The sequence below is a fragment of the Moorena sp. SIO4G3 genome (assembly GCF_010692305.1).
GTDB classification, from domain to species: Bacteria; Cyanobacteriota; Cyanobacteriia; order Cyanobacteriales; family Coleofasciculaceae; genus Moorena; species Moorena producens_A.
Map to the genome: position 1 here is coordinate 1 of NZ_JAAHIG010000046.1, position 18714 is coordinate 18714.

General features: G+C 43.3%; 16 protein-coding genes and 2 pseudogenes. 10 read left to right on the forward strand and 8 right to left on the reverse strand.

Translation table 11 applies throughout. The features are described from left to right. A pseudogene (locus F6J99_RS11510) lies at positions 1 to 110 on the forward strand (transposase); the annotation flags it as partial. A gap of 371 nt (positions 111 to 481) precedes the next feature. On the opposite strand, the gene F6J99_RS11515 reads toward F6J99_RS11510, so the two are convergent. Then, entirely contained in the window at positions 482 to 859 is a 378-nt protein-coding gene (locus tag F6J99_RS11515) for a hypothetical protein (protein ID WP_293113039.1), read from the reverse strand. A 572-nt stretch (positions 860 to 1431) separates the two neighbouring features. Between F6J99_RS11515 and F6J99_RS11520 the strand changes: the two genes are divergently transcribed. Further along, positions 1432 to 2559 carry a hypothetical protein gene (locus F6J99_RS11520; protein ID WP_293113040.1) on the forward strand — a complete coding sequence of 376 codons (1128 nt, stop codon included), beginning with the start codon at positions 1432 to 1434 and terminating at the stop codon, positions 2557 to 2559. 212 nt (positions 2560 to 2771) lie between these two features. Here F6J99_RS11520 and F6J99_RS11525 read toward each other — a convergent pair whose 3' ends face one another. Then, positions 2772 to 2903 carry a hypothetical protein gene (locus F6J99_RS11525; RefSeq protein ID WP_293113041.1) on the reverse strand — a complete coding sequence of 44 codons (132 nt, stop codon included), beginning with the start codon at positions 2901 to 2903 and terminating at the stop codon, positions 2772 to 2774. Between the two features lie 91 nt (positions 2904 to 2994). Here F6J99_RS11525 and secA point away from each other — a divergent pair, with 91 nt between their 5' ends. The 4 genes and pseudogenes from secA to F6J99_RS11545 all read left to right on the forward strand — a co-directional run bounded on the left by secA (position 2995) and on the right by F6J99_RS11545 (position 9156). Then, positions 2995 to 5811 (forward strand): preprotein translocase subunit SecA, encoded by a 2817-nt coding sequence (gene secA / locus F6J99_RS11530; RefSeq protein ID WP_293113042.1) that lies wholly within the window; start codon positions 2995 to 2997, stop codon positions 5809 to 5811. Between the two features lie 870 nt (positions 5812 to 6681). After that, complete coding sequence (locus F6J99_RS11535; RefSeq protein ID WP_293113043.1) at positions 6682 to 8403, forward strand: DUF4157 domain-containing protein; 1722 nt, start codon at positions 6682 to 6684, stop codon at positions 8401 to 8403. 106 nt (positions 8404 to 8509) lie between these two features. After that, a pseudogene (locus F6J99_RS11540) lies at positions 8510 to 8629 on the forward strand (IS630 family transposase); the annotation flags it as partial. A gap of 389 nt (positions 8630 to 9018) precedes the next feature. Further along, positions 9019 to 9156, forward strand: a complete 138-nt coding sequence (locus F6J99_RS11545) for a hypothetical protein (protein WP_293113044.1) — start codon at positions 9019 to 9021, stop codon at positions 9154 to 9156. Positions 9157 to 9276: 120 nt separating this feature from the next. Here the strand turns inward: F6J99_RS11545 and F6J99_RS11550 are convergent, their stop codons facing one another. Both F6J99_RS11550 and F6J99_RS11555 read right to left on the reverse strand, forming a co-directional pair. Beyond that, complete coding sequence (locus tag F6J99_RS11550; protein WP_293113045.1) at positions 9277 to 11034, reverse strand: protein kinase; 1758 nt, start codon at positions 11032 to 11034, stop codon at positions 9277 to 9279. A 120-nt stretch (positions 11035 to 11154) separates the two neighbouring features. Beyond that, positions 11155 to 11988 (reverse strand): DUF3153 domain-containing protein, encoded by an 834-nt coding sequence (locus F6J99_RS11555; RefSeq protein ID WP_293113046.1) that lies wholly within the window; start codon positions 11986 to 11988, stop codon positions 11155 to 11157. Positions 11989 to 12125: 137 nt separating this feature from the next. Here F6J99_RS11555 and F6J99_RS11560 point away from each other — a divergent pair, with 137 nt between their 5' ends. Next, positions 12126 to 12449 (forward strand): PepSY-associated TM helix domain-containing protein, encoded by a 324-nt coding sequence (locus F6J99_RS11560; protein ID WP_293019827.1) that lies wholly within the window; start codon positions 12126 to 12128, stop codon positions 12447 to 12449. Here F6J99_RS11560 and F6J99_RS11565 read toward each other — a convergent pair whose 3' ends face one another. From F6J99_RS11565 to argB, 4 genes are all read right to left on the reverse strand, one after another. After that, positions 12450 to 12599: a hypothetical protein gene (locus F6J99_RS11565; RefSeq protein WP_293113047.1), complete on the reverse strand. Its 150-nt coding sequence runs from the start codon at positions 12597 to 12599 to the stop codon at positions 12450 to 12452. 161 nt (positions 12600 to 12760) lie between these two features. Next, positions 12761 to 13276 (reverse strand): hypothetical protein, encoded by a 516-nt coding sequence (locus tag F6J99_RS11570; protein ID WP_293113048.1) that lies wholly within the window; start codon positions 13274 to 13276, stop codon positions 12761 to 12763. A gap of 24 nt (positions 13277 to 13300) precedes the next feature. Continuing rightward, complete coding sequence (locus tag F6J99_RS11575; RefSeq protein WP_293113049.1) at positions 13301 to 13429, reverse strand: hypothetical protein; 129 nt, start codon at positions 13427 to 13429, stop codon at positions 13301 to 13303. A 321-nt stretch (positions 13430 to 13750) separates the two neighbouring features. Continuing rightward, positions 13751 to 14644 carry an acetylglutamate kinase gene (gene argB / locus F6J99_RS11580; RefSeq protein ID WP_293113050.1) on the reverse strand — a complete coding sequence of 298 codons (894 nt, stop codon included), beginning with the start codon at positions 14642 to 14644 and terminating at the stop codon, positions 13751 to 13753. Positions 14645 to 15254: 610 nt separating this feature from the next. Here argB and F6J99_RS11585 point away from each other — a divergent pair. From F6J99_RS11585 to F6J99_RS11595, 3 genes are all read left to right on the forward strand, one after another. Further along, positions 15255 to 15908: a hypothetical protein gene (locus tag F6J99_RS11585; RefSeq protein WP_070392899.1), complete on the forward strand. Its 654-nt coding sequence runs from the start codon at positions 15255 to 15257 to the stop codon at positions 15906 to 15908. 228 nt (positions 15909 to 16136) lie between these two features. Next, the gene (locus F6J99_RS11590) at positions 16137 to 18242 is read left to right on the forward strand and encodes a PAS domain S-box protein (RefSeq protein WP_293113051.1); all 2106 of its coding nucleotides are present in this window, start codon (positions 16137 to 16139) and stop codon (positions 18240 to 18242) included. 20 nt (positions 18243 to 18262) lie between these two features. Further along, positions 18263 to 18712 carry a response regulator gene (locus F6J99_RS11595; RefSeq protein WP_293113052.1) on the forward strand — a complete coding sequence of 150 codons (450 nt, stop codon included), beginning with the start codon at positions 18263 to 18265 and terminating at the stop codon, positions 18710 to 18712. The last annotated feature ends 2 nt before the right edge of the window (positions 18713 to 18714 follow it).

Here is an 18714-nt window from a genome sequence, read left to right on the forward strand (position 1 = left end):
GAACCTGGATTTTAGATCCGAACTCTTCGGGAGATCTGACCTCTACTGTTCTTGGTTCCGGCCAGGTTCAGCAAGTCGGGTCGTCGAGCGAAGAATCCCCGCGTCTTTAGACCGGGGAGTGTCAACACCGTACCATTGTGCCATCGGATATATTACCAATTGAGCGATCGCATTTCCAGCTTGGCGGATCACGCGGAAGTTTTCACTACCAAGACGCTCAATGTAAGCCTCACAGTCACTTACGGAAACCCCAAAGCACTGAGATATAATCATCCCAATCTGCTCAAGGTCTTGTGAGTTGCAAACCGGACTATAGTCCAACCCAAGTGTCATATTAAAGAAGTTTGTATTACATATACTACTATAATACAAACTTCCCATACTGGGGGGGAAATAATGTCAAAGTCCCCCAGTATTGGGGGATTTAGGGGGCTTTGCGTAAGTCCTGTGGTTAATTTGAATTCTTAACAGTTACAGCTAACTACCTATAGTAACGATAAAAAATACCATCATGCCTGCGCCTGGGAGAATAGATTCTGACTCCCCTACGATTACGATAGTAGATTTCATCGTCCCTGCGCTTGGGAGAATAGACTCGCACGCGCCCACGCCTAGGAGAATAGATTCGCACCCCCCCACGCCTAGGAGAATAGATTCGCACGCGCCCACGGCCACGCCCACGCCTGGGATAATAGATGCGCCGACGCCTGCGGTGTGAACGATGCCTGTGTTTACGCCCGAATGAAGAGATGACAACGTCTAGGTTACTATCCCCAACAACGATGGGACTTTCAGCGTTAACTGGAGCCAGAGGGACTAGAGCCATCAGTCCTGTGAGAAGCACAATTGAGAATTTCATATTGCTGACCTCCTGTGGAAGAGCAATGCTATTTGAGCTACCGATAGATTAAATAAGCGTCAGCTATCAGCTAAAGGCGTTTAGTTAGGTTTGTTTCACCTTTTTAGTCAGGTGTTTTTGTCGAACTAAAGATCCATGCTTGATAGCTGATAACTGATCGCTCAATACTTACACAGATAGACGAGATAGACGTAGCTTACCTGAATGAATGTTCCCATACCCCCCTCTGTGGTGGTATTTTTATCCGGTTCCAAAGTAACGTAAGCATTCAGCTATCAGTTATCACCTAATGCGCTACGCGCAAGCTACTTGAGGTGCTAGCAGGCGCTTTAACTGAACGGGGTCGGATGAGTAAAACGAGCACAGATTTTCAACCAGTCGCACCAGCACCGTAAACTGTTTTCTTACCTCCCGTTGATTAGCTGACGGCTGACAGCTGATTGCTGAATGCTTACGATTACTGACCACCAACAGTCAACCGTCACCCAAACAGTTAAAAAGTGTGAAGTTTAGATCTCAAAGATGCTTAAAACAGTAGATAATAATAAATTTGGCATAAAAAGGATAACACCATGGCAGATTACCAGCACTGGGAGGAATCACTCGTAGCACCAATTATCCGTCAGGCTCAGCAAAAACTGATGTCTCCTAGGAAATTTCATGCCCTCTGCCAACAGGTCATCAAATCTACTGGTCAAAACAAGCTATACTTTTATCCACCACCTTCCGAGCTACTAGATGTAACTAACGGGATTACCATCAAAGAGTTAAGACAATTTTTAGACAAATTAGCAAAGTATGTCAGTAGTACCTCCTCAGAAGGACACCGAGTCACACTCTACCTAAAAAGAGTGCGGGTTAGATTAGGTAGGGTAAACAAGACAGTTGTTTTAGTAAAAAAAACCAGAGTGTGTCAGCACAGTCAAAAATCTGTTTTAAAGCGGTGCGACCCCGGTCGGGTTTCCCGACCTAGGGAAAGCGCACCAAGAGAGGCCAAGCCTTCTAGGAAAAAATTAGAAGTCAACTCCAAGGGGTTATATTCCAAGGCCATGCTCTCCCAGGATTTGCCCTCCCAGGATTTGCCTACACAACCAGCTCCAATTCACCCTGAAATGCTATCTACAGGGGGAATGAAGGTTGAGGTAGAAATAGCTGGAGCTGGCATGGTTGGTCGGGTAGCTCGCCTGAGAATTAATGGCAAAGACCTGGCATTTAAAGCATTTTTTGACCCAGATTTTGTCTGGCAGCATGGTCCTTGGGCTGAAATTCCCATTGGGATTAGACTGAAATATGCTCAGGTAACGAAAAATTGTGCAGAATTCTTGTTTGCTAGTCAAGATTGGATGGTATCGGAATGGATTTATCCCGATACTAATCCCGAGTTTCGGAACAATGGCATCACTTATGAACAGTTTGCAGAGCAAGAAGGTCTAACTCAACTCAATTCATTAAATATATATAATTACAATCCATACAATATACGTCTTGATCCAGGGGGAATTCAGAAAGAATATTGGGGCAGACGTTGGCATGATTTTTTAAGAGGAATTGTCTTTTACCTCAGAAAAGTCCAGCGAGAAGGATTAAAATCCCTGACACCATACCTTTCAAAAAGAATGATTACTTACCTATTACGGCGATTAATTGTTTTAATTTCTCCTTGGAAGAGTGACTCGATCGGAGGAAGGGAAAAGCGATGATGAGATGATGGGATAATGAGATGATGAGATGATGAGATGATAGGTATAGCAAGCAAAACAATCAAGCCAGAGAATAAGGTATAATTGGATCAGTATTCAATTACCTATTAGATCATGTAATAGCAATCCTAAATCAATTGAGAGAATGTTTTTTCCCTGTTCCCTACTCCCTGCTCCCAGATCCGCTGTTCCCAGATCCGCTGTTCCCTTTGCTAAAGGCTAATTAACCTTAATAAAAATCTCCCCATCTCGCCATCTCCCCATCTCCCCACACCTCCCACCCTCCCCACCCTTCCCACACTTTCATTTTTATTGACAAATATCAATACCCGATCTTCCCCCATCTTTTAACACAGGAGTTTGGTAGGATATCTATAAAAGTGTCCCTAAACGCACAACTATACATCCGAGAACTATACATCTCCTTCTCCTGCTATGCTTAAGAGACTAATTGGTGATCCCAACGCACGTAAGCTCAAACGGTACCAACCTGATGTTGTAGAAGTTAACCTCCTCGAAGAAGACATCCAGCACCTATCGGATGAACAACTCAGAGGCAAAACCGCAGAGTTCAAACAGCAGCTGGAGAAAGCCAACACTAGTCAAGAGCGTGATGAAATTCTTGATCAAATTCTGCCAGAAGCCTTTGCTGTAGTGAGGGAAGCAGGAAAGCGAGTGCTGGGTATGCGTCACTATGATGTCCAAGTCATGGGTGGCATTGTCCTGCACAAAGGACAAATCGCAGAAATGAAAACTGGTGAAGGAAAAACCCTGGTGGCTACTTTACCAGCTTACCTCAATGCCATCGATAGTAAAGGGGTTCACATTGTAACCGTTAACGACTACTTAGCCCGTCGGGACGCGGAATGGATGGGACAAGTTCATCGCTTCCTAGGTCTAACTGTGGGGCTGATTCAATCGGGAATGTCCCCCCTCGAGCGGCAAAAGAACTATGCCTGTGATATTACCTATAGCACCAACAGTGAATTAGGCTTTGACTATCTCCGGGACAACATGGCCACAGCAATGTCAGATGTGGTGCAACGTCCATTTAACTATTGCATTATTGACGAAGTAGACTCAGTACTGATTGATGAGGCCCGAACCCCACTGATTATTTCTGGGCAAGTGGAGCGACCGACGGAGAAGTACATTAAGGCCGCAGAAATTGTCCGCAGGCTCTATCCAGAAGATCCAGAGAATCCTGATCAACTAGGACACTACGAAGTTGATGAAAAAGCCCGTAACATCTTGATGACCGATGAAGGCTTTATCGAAGCAGAGCAACTTCTAGGGGTTAAAGATTTGTACGACCCCAAAGACCCTTGGGCTCATTATATTTCCAATGCCCTCAAGGCTAAGGAACTCTTTCAGAAAGATGTGAACTATATCGTGCGCAATGGCGAAGTAGTGATTGTAGACGAGTTCACTGGCCGAGTGTTGGCAGGACGCCGGTGGAGTGATGGTCTACACCAAGCCATAGAAGCCAAGGAACGGGTAGACATTCAAAATGAAACCCAAACCCTAGCAACCATTACCTATCAGAATTTCTTCTTGCTCTATCCCAAACTCGCCGGTATGACAGGTACCGCGAAAACCGAAGAAGCGGAATTTGAAAAAATCTACAACTTGCAAGTTACCATTATTCCCACTAACAAACCCTCTAAACGTCGAGACGTTTCCGATGTGGTTTACAAGACCGAGCCAGCTAAGTGGAGGGCAGTAGCAGAAGAATGTGCTGAACTCCATCAACAAGGACGTCCGGTACTAGTGGGAACCACCAGTGTAGAAAAATCCGAGTTGTTGTCGGGTCTGTTAGCCGAAAAGGGCGTACCCCATAACCTGCTCAATGCTAAACCGGAAAATGTGGAGCGGGAATCAGAAATTGTGGCTCAGGCAGGACGCAAAGGAGCATTGACTATTTCCACCAACATGGCTGGCCGAGGAACAGATATTATTTTGGGAGGTAATGCTGACTTCATGGCACGGCTGAAGCTACGGGAATATTTTATGCCCAAAATAGTTCAGCCAGAGCAAGACGAAGCCTTTGCCCCCATAGGGGTAACTACTGCAAAGCCTAAATCGGACGCTGTTGGGTTTGCTCCAGGAAAGAAACCGAAAAGCTGGAAGGTTAGCCCTCAGATTTTCCCTACCAAATTGTCCCGGGAAACGGAACAACTCCTAAAAGAGGCAGTAAATTTTGCAGTTCAACAGTATGGAGAGCAGAGTTTACCGGAACTAGAAGCAGAAGAGAAATTAGCGATCGCTTCAGAAAATGCTCCCACCAATGACCCAGTTATTCAAAAGCTGCGGGAAGTCTATAAAGCAATTCAAGGGGAATATGACGCATTCACCACCAAAGAACATGATGATGTGGTAGAAAAAGGTGGCTTGCACGTTATTGGCACTGAACGTCATGAATCCCGCCGTATTGATAACCAGCTCAGAGGACGAGCTGGACGGCAAGGTGACCCCGGTTCTACCCGATTTTTCCTAAGTTTGGAAGACAATCTGCTGCGGATATTCGGAGGCGATCGCGTAGCAAGAATGATGGATATGTTCCGGGTTGAGGAAGATATGCCCATCGAATCCGGGATGCTCACCAGCTCCTTAGAAAATGCCCAGAAAAAAGTGGAAACCTTCTACTACGATACCCGGAAGCAGGTATTTGAGTATGACGAGGTCATGAACAACCAACGGCGGGCAATTTATGCAGAAAGACGGCGAGTTCTGGAAGGACTAGACCTCAAAGAACAAGTCATCCAGTATGCCGAAAAGACCATGAGTGATATTGTAGACGCCTACGTTAACCCAGAGTTACCACCAGAAGAGTGGGATTTAGAGAGCTTGGTAGGAAAGGTCAAAGAATTTGTCTACTTACTCCAAGATCTAGAACCACAGCATCTAGAAGATATGACTGTCGGGGAAATCAAAACCTTCCTCCATGAAGAAGTCCGTAAAGCCTATGATATCAAGGAAGCTCAAGTCGATCAAATCCAGCCAGGACTAATGCGACAAGCTGAGCGATTCTTTATCTTGAATCAAATCGATAACCTCTGGCGAGAGCATTTACAATCCATGGATGCCCTACGGGAGTCAGTGGGATTACGAGGTTATGGCCAAAAAGACCCCCTGATTGAGTATAAGCAGGAAGGCTATGAGATGTTCTTGGAAATGATGATCGATATCCGCCGCAATGTGGTATACTCCCTCTTCCAGTTCCAGCCACAAATGCAACCCCAAGCAGTTTGATGGGTTTGTAAGTTGAAGGTTTAAGAAGTTGAAGGTTTAAGGTTGTTCGCGTAGCGTGGCCTTTTGGCCAAGGTTTAAGGTTGTTCGCGTAGCGTGGCCTTTTGGCCAAGGTTGAAGGTTGTTCGCGTAGCGTGGCCTTTTGGCCAAGGTTTAAGGTTTAAGGTTTGCTGCTGCCCTTAACCTTTTGCCTCTAGCATGCATGCCTCTTGCCTTCCCCTCCTGGGAGGGGTTAGGGGCTCACAGGGGTAGGTTTTTTACATTTGGGTAAAACATAGGACAAGCCAGAGGGAGAGGAAAAGAAAAACAACGAACAAATGATGATTTTTAACGACAAATTAATTAGACCTCTTGCAAAAATAGTTTGAGTTATAATTAAAGTTTTGGTAAAAATTATGTAGATTGTGTACTAGGCTTATACACAAACAGAGTACAAAGCAAGTTTGTTAGTCTTAAGCGATCGCTAACTGGAAAATTACAAAATTAATAATTGTACCACGAAAAACTTTTGCAAGAGGTCTACTGAGACGCGCTCAATACCCAAAACGGTAGAGATTGCTTGGGACACTACTAAAAATGGACGCAAGGATTCAAAATATAGTCAAGCACATGCTCTGGTTACGCAGCTAGTGAGCTTGAAAGCAACCTGATGGTAGCTTAGGTACAAACTGTGAAAAGACAACCTATTCAGCAATGAACAGGTTTTTTAATTTATGAAACAAAAACTTCCTGTTGGAAGGAGGTTAGTAACAACAAGGATAATTACCCTCTTACCCTGTTTTAACCCTTAGAGTTAATATTTCTTGCGGAAATTACTGCTCAGAATACTTAAAGGCAAAATTAAATTATTCTTACCCAAAACAGAGAGAAACCATGGTACGTCGTCAATTTGTTCACCGAAAACATCAGGAACCTCAAAAAAAGTCAGACGATAGTTGGATACTACAACGAAGTGCCGTGCGTAGAATTCCTACAAAAACTCAGGAATCCCAGAAATCAAAAGACAGTTGGATACTACAACGGAGTGCCGTGCATGAGGTTCCCGCAAAAAACTTGACGCAACCACCAGATTTTGTAGTCAGACCAAATTTGAGGCAACCACCAGATTTCGTAGTCAAACCAAATTTGAGACAACCACCAGATTTCGTAGTCAAACCAAATAAGGGAATTCAAGTGGATTTGACACAGATACCAGTGAGGAATTATTCTGAAACACCTTTTCAGCCAAAAATGCGATCGCATCTACAGGTACAACAGCTTGTGGCTAAGGACAGGTTAGCGACCCAACAAGAAAAAGGAAGAAGTGATAAAGAAACTCCAGTCCAGCGTCAGAAGGATAAAAGAGAAACGGAAAACAAGACAGGGTTACCAGACCATCTCAAGGAAAGAATTGAAAGTATGTCGGGTCACGACCTATCCGGAGTGCGTGTGAACTACAATTCGCCCAAGCCAGCCCAACTAAATGCTCATGCTTATACTCAGGGGCAGACGATTGAAGTAGCACCAGGACAGGAGCAGCATGTACCTCATGAAGCGTGGCATGTAGTGCAGCAGATGCAAGGAAGAGTTAAACCAACGATGAAAGTGAAAGGAGTTAGGGTAAATAATGAAAAGGATTTAGAGAAGGAGGCAGATATATTGGGGAAAAGGGCGATACAGAGGAGTTCAAGGAAGAGAGGTTTGCACGCTGAGCTCATCAGAGAAACAAGTAATAAACCGCAAAAAAAAGAAATAATTCAAAAAAATCCCATACCAATTAAAATAAATGATACAATAGTAAATTTAGAGATAGGAACAATCTACTTGATAGGAGAGACCCATGATCAAGATGAAGGCTTGGCTACAGAAATATTAAAAATCGAAAATGATCACATAAAAATTTTATTTGAAGGGTTAAGTCAAGAAGAAGCTATCCAAAATCCTGAAAAATACCCCAGAGCAAGTTATTTGGAAGAAGATTATCCAAAAATCATGCAAGAAATGTTTTATGCCGTCTTTGTAATGAACGACTACATAAAAATTTCGGAAAAACAAGAATCTAATCAGGTAGAATGGGATGGAAATGACTTTCAGCGTGTAGCATGGGGGGTAAGACAATTTAAAAAACTGTATACTAGTAATAACAATGAAGAAAAAATATTTAAGGAAAAAGTAAATAAACTGTTGTCTAAGCCTCAGATTATTCAAGGGTTACCAGATCTTCTAGATCTGATGGAGAAAAGTCCTGACGTAGCCAATAAAAACTTACTGGAAATTATGATATATACCTTGTCGATAGGAGTGGGTATATTACAACAAATAGTTAAAAAAACACCTAAAGATGAATTTGAAGATAGCGTAACAAATAAAGCCAAACAACTAAAGCAAGTAGTTCAAGAAACCGAAGGGAAATTTTTTAATCAAGAACCGACAAAAGAGTTAACTAGCTTACGTGAAGAAAGCATGATTCAGCGAATCAAAGATGAACACAAAAATACAGAAGCTCTAATAGTTATTATGGGAAAACGACATATCCCGGAGGTATTGAAGGAGGTGGCTAAGTTAGGGACAGTTGAAGTATTTAACAGCTATCAAGAGTTTTTCACTAGTGGCTGACGGGGTTACGAAACAGGCTGAAATGTTTGCTATGTAAAGCTACAGCCTTTTCAGATCTAGTGAGGTATAATCAAGATACTATAATATGAGCCGAGCCAAGAAAGAAGTGAGACCTTATTCTATTGATTTACGTCATGAGATTATCAATGTGTATGAGAATGAACCTATTTCTCAACGGCAGTTAGCCAAACGGTTTGGAGTGGCTTTGAGTTTTATTCAAAAATTAGACCTCTTGCAAAAGTTTTTCGTGGTAGAATTATTAGTTTTGTAATTTTCCAGTTAGCGATCGCTTAAGACTAACAAACTTGCTTTGTACTCTGTTTGTGTATAAGCCTAGTACACAATCTACATAATTTTTACCAAAACTTTGATTATAACTTAAAATATTTTTGCAAGAGGTCTAGTATATTGTCTTGATGCAAAGCGCGAGTGGTTTGAATTTACCGTAAGACAGTTGAGCCTTGTCTTGATGCAAAGCGCGAGTGGGGGAAACCCCCGCGTGAAGGCGCTGCATCGCTAATCAATAAGTTTTACCCATGCATCTGCATAGCCGACCAACCATAAAGGCTCAACGTAATCAGGTTTGGTCTCCGGGGGAAACCACGGCAGTCGCTCATGGGGGGAACCCCCAAGACCGCGCTGCCTTCCCAAGACCGCGCTGCATCGCTTTCTTATCCCCCACACCCCACACCCCACACCCCACACCCCACACCTGACGTCTTTGTAAAAAACATACCCTTGAAAGGGGGTTAGGGGTGGGTGCCTTTTGCCTTTTGCCTTTTGCCTTTTGCCTTGTTTAACTATAGTTATCACTAGTCAACCGATTCCCAATTCCCGATTCCCGATTCCCGATTCCCGATTCCCGACTTAACTTTATGGTCGAATCAACTTCCGTTCTGCCTGACGATACTCAGAAATCTTTCTGGCTCGTTGCAAAGGAATATAAGTAATCATTGCCACTAAGGGGATACCGGTTACTACCACAGCCGCTGGTACCAATGGATCAAGCAATCCCAGTATAAAAATTAGACCCAAACTACTCCCAAACGCTGTACTCACCAGTGACAGCCAGATCGAAAAATTCCTAGTCAATCCCCTATCCATAAACTTTTCTACCACAATACCGATTGCTACTCCACTGATCAATCCACCCACTAGTCCAGCTACAGCCCCAACCACTGTTGTAGCTTCTGCTGTTGCTACCAATCCAGTCAAAGCCGTTACCCAAGTAACAATACCAACTAAAATACCAGCCGTTCCTCCTGCCATTGCTCCTGAGGTACGACCAGCTGTTGCCGTTAACCAAGCTGCCAATTCCAAACCTACCGCTGCCCCAGCTAAGGTGCTAAAACCAGGTGTGGCACTAATTCCCATTAGAGTTCCGTAGATCAGCAGACTAGAGGCTATAATCCAATCAACAGCTACAGCAAATAGTAACAATAAGGCTAGGTAAGCGTAGGGGAGTTTTTTCCGAGTAATTGGGATAGGAGCAGTTTTTAAATTAATATCTAACGAATAAGTCTTCGGGGAAGAATTTGTGTGCAGTAAAACCTTTCTTTGGTAAGTTTTATCCGCCATCAACTTTCCAGTATCAATGGTGATTTTGCACTCAACTTGATTCCCTTCAAAGGTGGCTGGTTCAAACGAAATCCAGCTATGGTAATCGGGGGTATGAGGTGGATCGTGAAGATGAGGCGCAACTTCCCACTTTCCAGTTAACGTTGTCTCAGGTATAGGATTCTTGATCCAGATGGAGTGAGTCAGTTTTTTGCCCAAGCTAGTCCCGGTGAACTCCAGACTGCTGTGACTCAAGTCAACCTTTGGTAAACAAATCGGGTCAGTAGGTATAGCGGCTAGAGCAGCTCTAGCATTGGGATAGCGGTTCTCCAGTTGGGGTTCCACCATTTTTTCTAACCACTTCACCCAATGGGGACTCACCTTCGGAATTAAATGCTGAAAATTAACGTGATAGCGGATATCAACTAAATCATCAATATCCTCTGCTTTGGTATTACTCAATAAGCAAATTAATGTGATACCTACACTATAGAGATCTGATGCTTCGGTGAGTTGACGCCGAAATAATTGCTCTGGTGGCATAAAGCCTAAGGTTCCTTTAACCAGGCTACTAACCCCTACTTCTCCATCCCCCAGTCGCGCAAAACCAAAATCAATCAGATAGACATTGAGATCATCATCTACCAAGATATTAGCTGGTTTAACATCCCGATGAATTACTGAGGGAATACGGTTTTGGAGATAGACAAAAATTTCCAGCAAATAAATCGCAATTCGCTTAATGTCATCAGGACTAAAACTTCGCGGTTTGGCCAGAGATGAGGCTTCTTTATACTCCTGAACTAGGCAAAAACCATCTTCAGTTTGGAAGGAATCTAGATAGCAGGGAATCCCCGGATGTTCCAATCCTCGCAGCACTTGAATTTCACGCTCGTATGTGTCATAATTTAACCAGTTTGTGTTAGTTTGAATAACCTGAAACTGCTTAATGACAACATACTGTTTAGTTTTGAGGTTTATCCCCAGGTAAGTGTATCTGCCGACGGCTTGATTGCACGTTAACTCCCTGATGATCTGATAGCCATGAATTTTAAATTCTAGACAATTATTCATAAGCTGATAGAAATTTATCAACACTTAACCCGCAGGGTTAAATGTTGATAAATTTAGTAGTTATAGAAACCAATAGCTATTACTGGTTTCTCTAACTGGTCTAACTCTAACTGGTCTAAACTACATCACCTTTGATGGTATTGCTGGTTGATTAGTTTCAGTTCTTTCCCAGGGGAAAGACTTGTATTTTACGTAGAAACCACCTAATACCACCAGTATGATAATAATCATACCAATACCTAGGGAGCTGGGTAGCCAAAATGCCACTTCGATATGGTTGATTTGACCAGGTTGCAGTGTCCAAACTAGCTGATGTCCATCATCATAAATCTTGGGACTAATGGCATTGGGGGATTTCTCAATACTGTTTGCTCCCCAAGGGGTCTCTAGGCTAAACTGCAAATCCAACAGTGAACCAGCAGTAACCACAACCTTGCCATTATCAGAGTTGATTACCCCTAGGCTGCGCAAATCCAGGTCATAGCTTAAGTGATTTCGTTGCACCACAAAAAAGTTGTTTTGATCTAGGCGTAAATTAGAGTTAAAACTTGGGTTACTATCACTGTCTGGTGCTAATGGGGCATCTTCTGGGTGACCAACTGGGTTAAAAAACTGCTCAAACTTGGATACTAATTCCTTACCGTTGTTAAAGGGAATTGCGATCGCAATTTCTCGGTCCGAGAGGCGCTGGGTTTTCCCCTGAAGCTGCTTTGCCCGACTTTCGAGACTTCTGAGCCATTCAGTCGCCTCAGCATCGCTCAACTTTGTCAGCTGTTCTCCAAGCTTGATCTGCTGGACAATCTTGCCATGGTGTTCACCGTCAAACCTGACCCCAAGATCATAGTTGACACAACCAGACAGTAGCACTGATGCCAGCACAATCACCCCCAGAACCCGTAAATGCCTCAGAGTTCCACTAACCAACTGCCTTAAACTCACAAAATTTAACTTCACCAACCCTTCTCCTTTTTTTCTTAGTGTCCTTAGGGATTTATGAAACAATAGGTCGATTTGTTACATATATAACCTAAAACCAATACAATAGCATGTTGTAATCATGTTATAGAATCTCATAAACCAGCCCAAATCCTATGAATAAGCCTACTTTACGTAAACTGCATAGTACTTTAGCTCCAATCATCGTACTGCCTTTCATGATCACAGCAATCACCGGCATAGCCTATCGATTAGGGAGAGCCTGGTTTGGGCTTTCTAAAGATCAAACCCACTTTTTAATGGCGATTCACGAAGGAGAATACCTTGGTGATCAACTGAGGCCGATTTATGTACTTTTAAATGGTTTAGGATTAATTTTTATGTTAGTTACAGGTATAGTAATGTATTGGAAAAGTATCAGCAAGAAAGGTATTTTTTCTAGCAAAGTGACAGATAAAAAAACCGCCCCAGATAGTTAATTAACTGACTCTAGCAGTTTTTAATTCGGTGAGGGGCTTACTAGAAGTGGGTTTGAGGGAGTCGGGAGTCGGGAGTCGGGAGTCGGGAGTCGGGAGTCGGGAGTCGGGATCGGGAGCGGTGCGACCCACCCAACCCTTGGATTTAAGCAAAGTTCAAGAAACAGTCTCTGCTAAGCTGATGCGCATTTAAATTGGTTTTTCCCTGTTCCGGTGATCCGCTGTTCCGGTGATCCGCTGTTCCGGTGATCCGCTGTTCCCTTTGAGCAATTTAGGTATCCCAATCTAAATGCTGAACAGCTTAGCTAGTGATATCAAAGCCCAAACCAAATCAATCCACCCAGGGTTAAACTCACCAAACCAACAGCTAGCCAGACGAATTGATTATCCTTAGTGTTAATCTCAGCAGGATCTAGGGGTTCTGGTACCAAGCCTAGGTTAGGCTGCTTGCGATCGCTAAAAGACTTATACACATAACTCTCCCGGTCGTCACTTTCTGCGATCGCACCTAAGTCAGGAATGTTGGTCATCCATTCTGCTGGTCTAGTCAGCTGAGGAGCTTGCAGAATATAGAGTAAATCTTTACCTTGTTTGGAGGTATCTAGGTCAGGATGGCTAGTCAACTGTTGGCAAAGTGCGATCGCTTCCGCTTTTTGCCCAGCTGCCTCATAAGCCATCACCAACCACATTTGCACCTCTCCCCCGAGCCCAGAGGATGGATTTACCAGATTTCTGGCTGTGGTCAAATGCTCTATAGAAGCACGATATTCTCCTCGTTCAAATGCGGCTTTTCCTGACTGGTACTCAAGGTAAAATTTTTCATTAGCCATTAGTCATTCTTTAATTATAGCAATTCAAGAACTTGTGATGTACAAATTTACAGTTTTTAGGGAGCAGGGAGCAGGGACTTCGGAGCAGGGAGCAGGGAATAGGGAATAGGGAAGTCCGAAGAGAGAACAGCTAAAAAATAATTCGTACCTCATAGCTACGATAAACTCTCTATTAATTGTTAATAATTAAAGAATTAATTATTAATTTCCATTTTCAATTAAGCTTCTTCAGTACCTTTGATGCTAAATGTACAGTTAAAAAGCTTATAAAGCTTACTTTACAGGGGTTCTGAGGCTATTTAACTAGCAAAATCTGAATACCGCCTCTTCCGACTACTCCCTGCTCCGTTCGCGTAGCGTGGCCAACGGCCTCAGTCCCTGCTCCCTGCTCCCTTTGTAAAAGTGTTTATTTAGCATAACAAGTACCGAAGAGCCTCAATTAACAATTTCCTAGTTGCCATTTGCGATTTGTCCTTAGTTGGTAAATTCCGATGCCACAATCATCGAACCGATTCCTTCATCGGTGAAGATTTCCAGGAGCAGGGCATGGGGAATGCGACCATCAATAATATGAGCCGCACGTACCCCTTGGGCAAGGGATCGCACGCAGCAGTTTACCTTAGGAATCATCCCACCAGACACTACCCCACTCTCAATCAACTCCCGTGATTGTTGAATATCTAGGTGAGCAATCAGGCTAGATTGGTCTTTAGGATCCTTCAAAACCCCAGGGGTATCAGTCAGCAAGATCAGCTTTTCTGCTTCTAAAGCAGCTGCGATCGCACCGGCAACCGTGTCAGCGTTGATATTGTAAGCTTGGCCAGTATCATCAGCCGCCACACTAGACACTACTGGAATGTAGCCACTATTAACCAAAGACTCTACTAGCCGCACATCCACACTGCTCACTTCCCCAACAAAGCCAATACCCTCTTGACCTTGTGGGCGTGCTACGAATAAGTTACCATCTTTGCCACACAGCCCGACAGCATTACCACCAGCGTAGTTAATCCGAGAGACTAACTCTTTATTCACCCGACCCACCAGCACCATTTCCACTACATCCATCGTGGCAGCATCGGTCACCCGCAGACCATTCTTAAATTGTGGCTCAATCCCTAATTTCCCCAGCCAGCTATTGATTTCTGGACCACCACCGTGAATAACTACTGGTCGTACACCCACAGAAGCTAAGAAGACTATATCCCGGATTACCTGGTCTTTGAGATTGCTGTCTTTCATGGCCGCACCACCATACTTAACCACGACTGTGCGACCAGCAAACTTTTGGATGTAGGGTAGTGCTTCACTGAGTACCCGCACACGGGTTGCTTCAGTTTCCCTTATGTACTCTTGAGTATAGAGCATAGGCAATCACTCAAATCTATAATCACATCCACAGCAGTGTAAATCATTTTCATAGCTTAGGGCTAGATAGAATGGCTCGTTCCTTAAGAATTGGAACAGACAAAGCTTCAGGGGAACAGAGGTAGAGGTGTTTTCTTCTGGTAAAAGATAGATGGGTCAGATGGTCAGATGGTGATATAGGTATAATTTTCGACCCGATTCCCTCGGTGCGCTTACAGTCGTCGAATTAAATTCGCCACGGGTCGCACCGCTCCCTACTCCCTCGGTGCGCTTACAGTCGTCGAATTTAATTCGCCACGGGTCGCACCGCTCCCTACTCCCTACTCCCTACTCCAATTAACCTAGGAGGAGGTACCTCACCCAGCTCTTGAAATCAGAGAGTTTTTAGAAAAAATTGCGGATTTACAAGCAAAACCCAAGACTAATTTAACAGAATAAAACCAGGCTACCACCTTAAAGCAGGGCTTTATATTAAATTTACCTTAATGGAGAATTAGTAATCAATAATTTTACCTCACTACTACCGAGCAATTACCGATTACCATTAGCTCCTGTGTTAGCTTAAGTATATAGCCTGACAAAGAATTGCTTAGTTACCTGTTTCACCTCGATGCTGAAAATCCTGATCAAACAGCTGCGCCACGATCATTATATTTTTTGGTCTAACAGCTTAATTATTCTACTATTTTTAGTTTTAAGTATCTATGTCAAGATTCAGGACAGGGGTTATATAGTCGTAGGACTTTTTGATGATCCTTTTCTTCTACATCGCCCCTACATCGGCACGTTATCAGCTGTCTCTGAATTAATGTGGTGTGTAGTAGTAACCATTTGTTTATGGTGCTGGTTCTTGCTGAACAAAATTCAGCCCAATCAAAAAATAAATCGATTTATTTTATACTCTGCCATTGGCATTGGAATATTATTAACTGATGATGTCTTCAGGATTAATTTAATACTAGCAAAGCAAGGGATTTCCAAAGCGCCGGTGTATTTTATGTATGGCATAGGTGCCATCCTCTATGGATTAGCCTTTTGGAAGATAATTCGATCTACACCATATATACTGCTGATGATTGCGGGAATTTTATTTGTCATATCTGGTTTGGTGGACTTCTCCCATTTGTCAGGAAAAGGAACCCGAGCCATGCTAGAAGATGCCACTCGGTTATTGGGTATTATGAACATCACTCTCTATTTCAGCCAGGTATGCTGGCAGGTGATGCTGCAATCTTGGGATAGAAAGAGAAATCGAGCTATCTAATTCCTAAATTGGGATTTAAAGTTCTCTGGGCAAAGAATTGTTGTGGGGTAATTTTAAATTCCGTAATTTCACAGATTTACAGTCCCTGTTCAAAACGTTAAGAATAGAAGAACCAAGTGTGTCTTACTGTCATGGGAGGTGATTACCTTCTCGATACCCAGTTCCACTTCACAAGGGAATTAACTCCAACGGATAAGTTGGAGATCTGCTACTTGGTACGAAACCAAGATGGTTAATCTGACCATTGCTGTTACCATCGGTGCTGCTGGAAATTCTTGCCCAATTGACCAACGGCATATGCTCAAAACCTTACAAGAGATGTTCTCCGGTCATTATATATTCCACGAGCATTGCTATGTCTGGAAGCCTGAATTAGTTGGACTTCATGCTGGATCGGATTTACTAATTGCTCTATCCTATTACTCTATTCTGCTGTTGCTGATCTATGTTTGGTCTCAACACCAAGATCTGCCATTACTGAAGATTTTATTACTATTTAGTGCCTTGGTTTTGTGCTGTGGCACCAGTCACTTGCTGGAAGTCTGGACAATTTGGCATCCCGATTATTGGCTCTCTGGTTTAGTCAAAGGCACTAGTGCCATACTTTCTCTGTCTAGCGCGATCGCACTAGTAGTAGTGATGCCGAAAGTCTTAGCATTCTCCAGTCGAGCTCCACTGGAAGCGACTAACACAGCTCTGGAAAAGGAAATTGCTGAACGTAAGCAAACCCTAGAAGAACTACTGAGATCCCAACAAACCTTGTCCCTCCTGGTAGAGCAAACTCCCCTTGGTTTCATTGAGTGGAGCCTGGATGGTCAAGTGATGCAGTGGAACCATGTAGCCGAAAAAATTTTTGGCTATAAGAAGATGCAAGCCTTTGGGCATCGTGCTCATGAATTGATCAAGCCGCAATCTTCCGTCAAGCAGCTCCAACGAGTTCTGCAAGACTGTTTGAATTTTGATTATACCAACTGCATTACGGAAAACTACCATCCACAAGATGGCAGTAGTATATTTTGCCAGTGGCACAATGCTCCCTTAATTGAATCTGATGGCACCGTCATCGGAGTCGTCTCCGTGGTAGAGGATATCACGAAACGCAAGCTAGAGGACGATGTCCTCAGCCAAGCCTATGAAGAGTTAGAAAAACGAGTATCAGAACGGACAAAACAACTAGCAGCAGCTAATGAAGTCTTAAAAGCTGAAATCAGAGAGCGCCGCCAGGTTGAGTCGGAATTAGCCAACAACCTAGAGCTGCTCAACCTATTTTTGGAATATGTACCCGCAGCTATTGCCATGTTCGATCAGCAGATGAGGTACCAGTTTGTTAGTCGCCACTGGTACTCAGAGTACAACATCTCTGATGACAACATCATTGGCAAAAGCTACTACGACGTATTTCCAGAAACTCCTGAGCGTTGGAAGAAAATACACCAATGGTGCTTAGAGGGTTATTCAGCAGAGTGTGAAGAAGATTTGTTTATTCGCGCTAATGGTGAACAACAGTGGCTGAAGTGGGAAATCGGTCCTTGGGTTGACATTGCTGGGAAAATTAGCGGTATCATTATGAGTACTGAGGTGATTACAGAGCGTAAGGAAGCTCAAGAGTCCCTCAAACGACTTAATCAAGATTTATCCCGATCTAACCGTGAATTAGAACAGTTTGCCTACGTGGCTTCCCATGATTTACAAGAACCACTGCGAGCCATTAGTAGCTACACCCAACTCTTAGCTAAAAAATACCAGAGTCACCTGGATGCTCAAGCGGATAAGTATATTCATTACATCGTAGATGGCGCTACCAATATGCAGCAGTTAATCCAGGATCTGCTAAGTTTTTCTCGGGTGGGAACCCATGGTAAACAATTAGCAGTTACTGACTGCGAGGTAGTACTGAATCGGGTTTTAGACAATTTAAATGTGGCGATTATCGAGAGCGATGCCATAGTTACCCATGACTCCTTACCTGTAGTTATGGGGGATGATATACAACTGAGTCAACTTCTGCAAAATCTGATCGGTAATGCCATTAAGTTTCGCAGCCAAGAGCTACCCAGAGTCCATATTTCAGCGGAACTGAAGGCTAAGAAATGGATCTTTTCAGTTCAGGATAATGGTATTGGTATTGAGCCCGAGTACTTTGAGCGCATCTTCACTATTTTCCAGCGCTTGCATACCCGCCGTGAGTATCCCGGCACAGGCATTGGTCTAGCAGTTTGTAAGAAAATTGTAGAGCGTCATGGGGGAAAAATTTGGGTAGAGTCAGAGCTAGGAGTAGGCACAACATTTTACTTCTCAATACCACAGCATCATCATGAGTTAAACATTATCTAAAAATTTTAGGAACTGGCATCATGAACATTATGACAAATACTCAAGCAATTGATATTCTGCTGGTAGAAGATTCGTCCAGTGATGCCGAACTCATTTTAGAGGCCTTATGTGATAGCAAGCTATCCAGTCACTTTCATTGGGTTGATGATGGTGCTAAGGCGATCGCATTCCTCCGTAAGCAGGGCAAATATCAGGAAGCCCCACGTCCAGCTTTAATTGTTCTGGATCTCAATTTACCTAAAAAAGATGGTCGCCAGGTTCTCCAAGAAATAAAGGAAGACCCCAAGATAAGTACAATACCAATTATTATATTAACCACATCTGACTCTCAGCAAGATATTATCAATACTTACAGACTAAAAGCTAACTGCTACATTTGTAAACCCATTGATTTGGAAAGTTTTATGTCGATGGTAAAGCTGATTGAAGAATTTTGGTTAAACCTTGTTAGACTGCCATCATATCAATAAAT

Coding starts and splice junctions, on each gene's coding strand:
- F6J99_RS11595 (WP_293113052.1), top strand. CDS start 18,263: ATGAACATTATGACAAATACTCAAGCAATTGATATTCTGCTGGTAGAA.
- F6J99_RS11560 (WP_293019827.1), top strand. CDS start 12,126: ATGAATAAGCCTACTTTACGTAAACTGCATAGTACTTTAGCTCCAATC.
- F6J99_RS11585 (WP_070392899.1), top strand. CDS start 15,255: ATGCTGAAAATCCTGATCAAACAGCTGCGCCACGATCATTATATTTTT.
- F6J99_RS11550 (WP_293113045.1), bottom strand. CDS start 11,034: ATGAATAATTGTCTAGAATTTAAAATTCATGGCTATCAGATCATCAGG.
- F6J99_RS11570 (WP_293113048.1), bottom strand. CDS start 13,276: ATGGCTAATGAAAAATTTTACCTTGAGTACCAGTCAGGAAAAGCCGCA.
- F6J99_RS11525 (WP_293113041.1), bottom strand. CDS start 2,903: ATGGGGGAAGATCGGGTATTGATATTTGTCAATAAAAATGAAAGTGTG.
- F6J99_RS11535 (WP_293113043.1), top strand. CDS start 6,682: ATGGTACGTCGTCAATTTGTTCACCGAAAACATCAGGAACCTCAAAAA.
- F6J99_RS11520 (WP_293113040.1), top strand. CDS start 1,432: ATGGCAGATTACCAGCACTGGGAGGAATCACTCGTAGCACCAATTATC.
- F6J99_RS11515 (WP_293113039.1), bottom strand. CDS start 859: ATGAAATTCTCAATTGTGCTTCTCACAGGACTGATGGCTCTAGTCCCT.
- argB (WP_293113050.1), bottom strand. CDS start 14,644: ATGCTCTATACTCAAGAGTACATAAGGGAAACTGAAGCAACCCGTGTG.
- F6J99_RS11590 (WP_293113051.1), top strand. CDS start 16,137: ATGGTTAATCTGACCATTGCTGTTACCATCGGTGCTGCTGGAAATTCT.
- F6J99_RS11545 (WP_293113044.1), top strand. CDS start 9,019: ATGGGGGGAACCCCCAAGACCGCGCTGCCTTCCCAAGACCGCGCTGCA.
- secA (WP_293113042.1), top strand. CDS start 2,995: ATGCTTAAGAGACTAATTGGTGATCCCAACGCACGTAAGCTCAAACGG.
- F6J99_RS11575 (WP_293113049.1), bottom strand. CDS start 13,429: ATGAGGTACGAATTATTTTTTAGCTGTTCTCTCTTCGGACTTCCCTAT.